We start from the raw sequence: 7,913 nt of genomic DNA, 5'->3' as shown, positions 1-7,913 counted from the left end.
TTTGCGAGCGGATTTCCCCGACGGAGCTTTGATGACGGTGCGTTTTTGCGGCACCGCAAGCACGACCGCGTGCGTTACGACGGGTTTGGGCGGCGGCGGGGGCGGGGGCTTGGGCGTGGGTGTGGGCCGCGTGCCGATGGTGGCCACCTGAACGCGCGAGACCTGCTCTTTGATGGGTGGCGGCGCTCCCGGCAGCAAGCCGGCAAAGATTTCGTGTATCGCGACCGAAACCGCGAACGCGACGGCCATGCGTCGCCCAAAGGAGTCGCCAAATAAAACGCCGAGCCATCCCGACGATGCCCCGGCGTTGCGTTTGGGAGGCCGGTTATTCAGGGTTGACGCCGTACGTTTGGACGTACCACTGCTTGAATTGATCGTACGTCGGATAGTAGCCATATTTATGATAGAACCAATCGCGATAAGCGGATTGGCGGCGCGTGACTTGCTTCTGCTCTTCACGTTTGGCACGGACTTTGTGGTTGTAGTTGGTGACTAAGACGCCCGCCGCGGTCCCCAGCAAAATGAGGTTCCGCACGCTGGCGGCGCCGTTCGCGAGCGCCGGGGCGGCCGAGCCTCCGGCGAGTGCCACCATCAACACGGCCGCAATGATTCGCTGTTTCATAATCGTTCTCTCCCGCATCGTTCGGTTCAAACGGTATAACGTAGAGGCCCACCCCGGCGTTCCTCGAATGCCCGTTCCCCGTGGAACTCGAACGGCATATTCGCGCAATCCCCGATTTTCCGATTCCGGGGATCCTTTTCCGTGACATTACCCCGTTGCTTAAAGATAAGCAAGGTTTTGCCGCGATGATCGACCTCTTCGTCGAACGCTTCAAGGGGCGTCATATCGATTATGTCGTGGGCATCGAAGCCCGTGGATACATGATCGGCGCGCCGCTGGCATACGCGATCGGCGCGGGTTTCGTGCCGGTGCGCAAGCCCGGCAAGCTCCCATACAGTAAGCTCGCCGAGAACTACGCGCTGGAGTACGGCACGAACTCGCTGGAAATCCATGCCGATGCCCTCGACCAAGGCGACCGCGTCCTCGTCGTCGACGATCTGTTGGCAACGGGCGGGACGGCGGCCGCGACCCGGCGCCTGCTCGAACGCCTGGGGGCCCACATCGAAGCCTTCGCGGTCCTGATCGAGCTCGAGGCCCTCAACGGGCGTGCGGCGCTGCCGAATCTCGACGTCGTTTCGTTCATCAAGTACTGATATGCATTTGCACCATATAGCCCGCGCCTTCGCATTGGCGCTCGTCGTCGTTGCCCCATTCGCCGTCGTCGGCCAAGCGAGCGCTCGTCCGCACGCGACGCCCGCCCCTGCGGCTACGGCTCCGCCGCCGGAGATTCCGTCGGTCCACAAGGAAGCTATTCAGCAACTCGTGCGCTGGCAGGCGGGCGATCTCGACCGCTCGTCCTACGACGCGGATTTCAATGCCAAAATCTCCGATGCCATGGTGCAGACCATCTCGACCGCGCTCGGGCAGAAGGGCGCGCTTCAATCGACCGTCTACCTCGGCCCCGTCCAAGTGGAGGGCGCGCCCCCGGGGGTCACCTCGTATCTCTATAAGATGCAATGCGTCAACGGGGTCCTGTACGAGCGCCTGAGCATCGATGCCGACGGCAAAATTGCCGGCGTCCTGTTCCGCGACTCGCTCAAAACTCCGACCGGCGATTAACCGCAGGCTGCAACCCTTCCGCCGCGCGGGCCGATATGGCACAATAGGCGGATATATATGACCATCCAAGAGCTCATCGGCGCGGTTCGGGCCTACGATCCAGATCTGGATCCGCAGTGGCTCACGCGCGTCTATGAGGTGGCCGACCTCGCCCACGAAGGGCAGCGTCGCGCCTCGGGTGAGTCGTACATCGAGCATCCGCTCTCGGTAGCGGGCATTTTGGCCGAGCTCGAGATGGACCGCCAAACGATTGCCGCGGCAATTCTGCACGATGTGGTGGAAGACACCATGATTACCAGCGAGCAGGTCGCCGCCGAATTCGGCGAAGAGATCGCCGCACTCGTCGAGGGCGTGACCAAGCTTACCCGCATCCCCTATCAGTCGAAAGAAGATGCGCAGGTGGAAAACCTGCGTAAGATGTTTATGGCGATGGCGCGCGATATTCGCGTCATCATCATCAAGCTTGCCGACCGCTTGCACAACATGCGCACGCTGTCGAGCCTTCCGCCGGCCAAACAAGTGGCGATCGCTCGTGAAACGCTCGATATTTACGCGCCGATCGCGCATCGGCTCGGCATTTGGAAGATCAAATGGGACATCGAGGACCTGTGCCTGCGGTATCTCGATCCCGAACCGTATCGCGAGATCGTCGAACGCGTCGCCAAAACCCGGCGCGAGCGCGAAGCCGATGTCGAAGAAGCCATTACGCGCCTTCGCGCGGAGTTTGCGTCGATGCACGTCAACGCCGAGATCCAAGGCCGCCCGAAGCATTTTTACTCGATCTACTCGAAGATCAAAAAAGGCCGAGATTTTTCGACGATCTACGATCTGACGGCGATTCGCATCATCGTCGATTCGGTAAAGGATTGCTACGGTGCGCTCGGCGCAGTGCACTCGATGTGGACCCCGCTGCCGGGACGCTTCAAAGACTACATCGCGATGCCCAAGCCCAACATGTACCAGTCGCTGCACACGACGGTGGTGGGGCCGCAAGGCGAACCGCTCGAAATTCAGATTCGCACCTGGGAGATGCACCGCACCAGCGAGTACGGCATCGCCGCGCATTGGCGCTATAAAGAAGGCGGCGGCAAGGGCGACCAATTCGAGAATAAGCTCTCCTGGCTGCGCGCGTTGCTCGAATGGCAAAAGGACATGCGCGATTCGCGCGTGTTCATGGAGAATCTCAAGCTCGATCTGTTCGATTCGCAGGTGTTCGTTTTCTCGCCGCGCGGCGACGTGTACTCGATGCCCGCCGGTGGGAATCCGCTCGATTTCGCGTACGCGGTGCATACGGACGTCGGCAATCATTGCGTTGGGGCGAAGGTGAACGGGCGCATCGTTCCGCTCGACTCGCAATTGAGCAACGGCGACATCTGCGAGATTCTGGTTAACAAATCGAACGCGCGCCCATCGCTCGACTGGCTTTCGATCGTTAAAACGTCCGGCGCTAAGCATAAGATCAAGCAGTGGTTCCGCAAGGAGCGACGCGAGGAAAACGTCTTGGCCGGCCAGGAGTCGCTCGAGCAAGAGTTGGCGCGCGCGCACCTGCGCATCGATCTAGCGCGGGGCGAATTGATCGATACGATCGCGCAGCGCATGAGCTATCCTACCGCCACCGATCTTTACGCCGCGATCGGCTTCGGCGATGCCTCGGCTCAGGCCGTCGCCAACCGCATCCGCGACGAGATCAAGAGCGACAACGTCGTCGATCTCTCGAAGGTCGTATCGAAGGCTCCGCCGCGCAAGAGCGCGCGCAAATCGAGCGGCGTGCGCATCGCGGGCGTCGACGACGTGCTGGTACGGCTCTCGAAGTGCTGTTCGCCGGTGCCGGGCGACCCGATTATCGGCTACGTCACGATCGGCCGGGGCGTTAGCGTGCATCGGGCGGACTGCCCGAACGTGGCCTACATGAATGCTACGCCGGAGCGCATTCTGCAGGCGCAATGGGTGGCCGACGCCGACCAGACCCATGCGGTCGATATCGAGGTTGAAGCCGTTGACCGCTCCCAGCTGTTACAGGATATCATGGCAGTATTTGCGGAGCTTAAAACGCAGGTGAGTTCGGTAACGGCGCGGGTGCGCCGCGATACCTCGGCGGTGACCAGCCTCACCGTGCAGATTCGCGATCTCGACCACTTGCACAAGATTCTCACCAAACTCGGCGCGCTCAAGAACGTACGGCGCGTCTATCGCGTGACCAAGCGCGAGAAGAGCGCGGGCGCATAGCCTCTTGACGCTCGAACAAGCCATCCTTCCCGCCGCCGCGGCATTTATCGGCGGCGCAATCAACAGCGTGGCCGGAGGCGGGAGTTTTCTCACCTTCCCGGCGCTGATTTTTGCCGGCGTCCCGCCCATCCCGGCGAACGCTACGAACAACGCGGCCATGTGGGTGGGTACCATCGGCGGCGCTCGCGGCTATTGGAGCGACGTGCGCGAGCACAAGCGCCTGCTCATCTCGGTTGCGAGCGTGAGCAGCGTCGGCGCGCTGTTGGGTGCCATATTGCTATTGCGTACGCCGGCCGTTACGTTCGCCCACTTGATCCCCTGGTTGCTGCTGTTCGCTACGACCGTGTTTGCGCTGAGCCCGCTCCTCACCCGGCACGCGCCGGATGGCATTCCCAGCCACTCGCCGTGGCAGATCGTACTGCAATTCTGCGTCTCGGTGTACGGCGGCTATTTCGGGGCGGGCATGGGCATCTTAATGCTCGCGATTCTAACCTTTACCGGTCTGCCGAGTTTCAATGCGACCAACGGCATGAAGAACGTGCTCTCGGTCGTCATCAACGGCATGGCGCTCATTCCATTTCTGTTCGCGCGCATCATCGACTGGCGATTTGCGTTGCCGATGGCCGTCATCGCGCTATTGGGCGGCTATTTTGGAGCGAAATTCTTTCGTCGCGTTCCGCCGTTACTCGCGCGTACGATCGTCATCAGCATCGGCGTCGCCATGACGATCGCCTTTTTCCTGCGCCACTAAACCTCTGCAATGGCTGCGTCGGGCGCGGCGCTCTTTCGGCCGCCCATCGTGGCGTGGAAGCCGCCCATCCGTGGCTCGAGGTGCCGCGCGACCCACAGATAGAGCGTCGGCACGACGATGAGCGAGAGCGTCGTGGAGACCAGCAGGCCGCCTATCACCACGGTCCCGAGCGGCGCTTGCGTCTGGCTCCCGGCCTCGATGCCGATCGCGATCGGAAGCATGCCGCCGATGGAGGCGAGGGTCGTCATGAGAATGGGCCGCAATCGCAGCGGCGCCGCATGAAGCACGGCCTCGCGGGCGGAGTAGCCGCGCTCGCGCAATTGATTGGTGAATTCCACCACCAGAATCGCGTTCTTCACCACGATACCCACGAGCATGAGCACGCCGATGAATGCGGTGAGGCCGAAGGCACGATGCGTGAGGAAGAGCGAGAGCACGACCCCGGTGCTCGCCAGCGGCACTGCGACCATGATGACCAGCGGATGCAGAATCGATTCAAACTGGGATGCGAGCAACATATAGACGAGGATGATCGCGAGCAGCACGATGAGGCCCAGGCTGGAGAACGTATCGCTTTGCTGCGTCACCGCCTGGCCGTACTGCCAATGATAGCCCGCCGGGAGCGCGATGCCGTCCATGATCTTCGTTGCTTGCGTCACGGCCGCGCCGAGCGGGATCGAACTCAAGCCGGCATTGATATCGATTTCGCGCAGCTTATCCTGGCGCGAAATTTCCGAAGGCCCTTGCCCGAAGGTGATGTTCGCAATTTCGCCGAGCGGAAGCACGGCGAGCGATTGCGTGCTGGCGCTGCCCGCATTGGTCGCGGGAGCGGCGCTCGTGGCGATGGCTGCCGTAGCGTTGCCGTTCGCTGCAGTTGCCAGCGGCACGTTCAGGTTCTCGATTGCCTGTAGCGAGCGGCGCTGATCGGGCGGGAGTTGCACGATGATGGGGTACTGCGTACCGTTGATCTGCATGTACGATGCGATCGTTCCGGCCGTGGCGGTATCGATGATGTTCGAGGCCGTCTGCGTGGAGATGCCCAACTGCGCCGCTTTAGCACGATCGACCGCGATATCCACCTCGGGCTGCGAAACGTTGATGTTGGTGTTGGGCGCCTGGATGCCCTGAATCTGCGCGAGCTTCGGAATAACCTTGAACTGCGCGAGGTTGTAGAGCGTGGTGATATCGGGGCCGTAGATTTGGATCTGCAGCGCGTCTTGGCCGCGCGCGATCGTATTCTGCACGATATCGATGGTGCGTCCGAACGCGCGCAGCCCGGGTATCGGTTTGCCGGCGATCTTGCGGAAGGCATCGATGGCGGCACGCGAAATGCGCGGGCCGCCCCTGCGCAGCGCGTATTGGCCGGTGAGAGCGCTTTGCCACTGCGCGACGAAGCGCGCGGACTCATCGCCCGAGACGCTGGGCTTCATGGTGACCGAGAGATTCGATTGGTTGGTAACGGCGGTGCCCGTGCCGATAAAACCGGCGGTGCCGACCTGCGCGCCGACGTTGAGCACGCGCTTATCCTTGAGCATGCGCTGCTCGATATCTTCGGTGACGGCGTTGGTGACGTTCAGTGCCGTACCGGTCGGCATCTGCATGTTAAAACGCACGAACCGCGAGTTGGACGCCGGGAAAATCTCGGTCTGCACGGCACCGAGCTTGACGACGATCATCGTTAGGATAAAGATACCGCCGGCGATCGCGACCACCAGCCCGGGCCGGTCGACGGCGCGGGTCAACACGCGGGTATACCAGCTCGCAAACCGTTCGTACGTGCGGTCGAAAGCGGCGGAGAAGCGCGCGTAGGGGCCTTTGGGCGCGCCGTTCGTGCCGGCGCCTTCCGCGTGCACCGCGAGAGCCTTGTTGCGAATGATGATCGACGAAAGCATGGGGACCGTCGTCAGGGCGACGGTGAGCGAAATGGCGACCGCGACCATCACCATCACGGCGAACGGCGTAAAGATGAGGCCTTGCAGACCCGGGATCAACACCAGCGGAACGAACACCGTAATGACGGTGATCGACGAGGCGAGCACCGCGGAAAAAATCTCCGAGGTCGCGCTCTCGGCGGCGTCGCGCGGATTCTTTCCCAGCCCGATATGCCGGTAAATGTTTTCGATGACGACGATGGCGTCGTCGACAATGAGGCCGACGGCGAGTGCCAGCCCTCCCAGCGTCATGATGTTGAGCGAATAGCCGAAGATGTATGCCGCAAAGAGCGTGCCGAGCACCGAGATGGGCAGCGAGATCGCCACGATCAGCGTGGTGCGCCACGAGTGCAAAAAGAGCAGGATGATGATGATCGCGAGGATCGCACCGTACACGGCGGTATGCTCGAGTGCCTGGATAGCCTCGGTAATAAAGCTTTCTTGGTCGAAGACGACGCCGATCTTCATGCCGGGATAGCGGGCGCTGATGGTGTTGATTTTCTTGTACACGCCGATGGCGGTGGCGACGATGTTGGCATTGGGCTGCGCGTTGACGAGCAGGCCGATCGCCGGTTTGCCGTCGTAGCGCTGATAGCTGCGCTGCTCGCTGATGGAGTCGGTAACGCTCGCGACATCCTTGATGCGGATCGCGGAGCCGTTCTTCGTCGCAAGGACCAGGTTGCCGACTTGTTGTGCCGATTGGAGGAGCGCGTTGCTGCGCACCTGGTACTCGTTGGGGCCGACTTGAATGATGCCGGCCGGCAGGTTGAGGTTCTCTTGCTGGATGCGCGCGGTGACTTGTTCGAGCGTGATGCCGTCGCCGGCGAGCGCTCCCGAATCCGGCTGCACCATGATCGCGCGCTGTTCGTCGTTCGTAACCGTTACTGCCGCGACGCCGTCGACCGATGCGAATTCATCCGAGAGCTGGTTGGTGAACAGGTCGCCCAGAGCGCGCAGCGTCATGTTCGGATCGGTGATGAACATACGCACGACCGGCAGCGCATTGGAATCGTATTTGGCGATCTGCGGCTGCTGCAGGTTCGGATCGTTCGGTAACTGGCTGCGGATGCGATCGACCTGCTCTTGCACGTCGACGGCCGCCGTGTCGATATTGGTGCCGAAGTAGAACTGGGCGGTGACGCGCGTCTGCCCTTCGGAGGAATTGGAGTTGATCTGCTGGATCCCGTTGACGCGGCTCACCGCGTTTTCGATCGGGCGGGTGACCAGGGATTCCATCTGCTCGGGGCCGACGTTGGGGTAGGTGACCGAGACGGTGACCACCGGCTGGGTAAAGTTCGGCAACAGGGCGATCGGCAGCCGCGGA

The 7,913-nt window shown here is 61.8% G+C and carries 7 protein-coding genes; 4 read left to right on the top strand and 3 right to left on the bottom strand.

Annotation, left to right across the window (positions count from 1 at the left end):
* Together VMW12_00255 and VMW12_00250 are read right to left on the bottom strand one after the other, a co-directional pair.
* The coding region (locus VMW12_00255; protein ID HUZ48148.1) for a hypothetical protein at positions 1-249 on the bottom strand (249 nt) is incomplete at its 3' end.
* 76 nt (positions 250-325) lie between these two features.
* Positions 326-622, bottom strand: a complete 297-nt coding sequence (locus VMW12_00250) for a hypothetical protein (GenBank protein HUZ48147.1) — start codon at positions 620-622, stop codon at positions 326-328.
* Between the two features lie 80 nt (positions 623-702).
* Between VMW12_00250 and VMW12_00245 the strand changes: the two genes are divergently transcribed.
* The 4 genes from VMW12_00245 to VMW12_00230 are packed head-to-tail and all read left to right on the top strand — an operon-like array spanning position 703 to position 4,658.
* Positions 703-1,215, top strand: a complete 513-nt coding sequence (locus VMW12_00245; GenBank protein ID HUZ48146.1) for an adenine phosphoribosyltransferase — start codon at positions 703-705, stop codon at positions 1,213-1,215.
* 1 nt (position 1,216) lies between these two features.
* Positions 1,217-1,681, top strand: a complete 465-nt coding sequence (locus tag VMW12_00240) for a hypothetical protein (protein HUZ48145.1) — start codon at positions 1,217-1,219, stop codon at positions 1,679-1,681.
* 57 nt (positions 1,682-1,738) lie between these two features.
* A complete protein-coding gene (locus tag VMW12_00235; protein HUZ48144.1) occupies positions 1,739-3,907 on the top strand; it encodes a bifunctional (p)ppGpp synthetase/guanosine-3',5'-bis(diphosphate) 3'-pyrophosphohydrolase in 2,169 nt (722 codons plus the stop codon).
* Positions 3,908-3,911: 4 nt separating this feature from the next.
* A complete protein-coding gene (locus tag VMW12_00230) occupies positions 3,912-4,658 on the top strand; it encodes a sulfite exporter TauE/SafE family protein (protein HUZ48143.1) in 747 nt (248 codons plus the stop codon).
* Here VMW12_00230 and VMW12_00225 read toward each other — a convergent pair.
* Positions 4,655-7,913, bottom strand: a 3,259-nt coding sequence (locus tag VMW12_00225) for an efflux RND transporter permease subunit (GenBank protein ID HUZ48142.1), incomplete at its 5' end; no start/stop codon positions are given. The genes VMW12_00230 and VMW12_00225 overlap by 4 nt on opposite strands.

Source organism: Candidatus Dormiibacterota bacterium, from assembly GCA_035532835.1.
Taxonomy (GTDB): domain Bacteria; phylum Vulcanimicrobiota; class Vulcanimicrobiia; order Vulcanimicrobiales; family Vulcanimicrobiaceae; genus DAHUXY01.
This window is presented reverse-complemented; position numbering and strand designations above follow the sequence as displayed.

Coding starts and splice junctions, on each gene's coding strand:
- VMW12_00250 (HUZ48147.1), bottom strand. CDS start 622: ATGAAACAGCGAATCATTGCGGCCGTGTTGATGGTGGCACTCGCCGGA.
- VMW12_00240 (HUZ48145.1), top strand. CDS start 1,217: ATGCATTTGCACCATATAGCCCGCGCCTTCGCATTGGCGCTCGTCGTC.
- VMW12_00235 (HUZ48144.1), top strand. CDS start 1,739: ATGACCATCCAAGAGCTCATCGGCGCGGTTCGGGCCTACGATCCAGAT.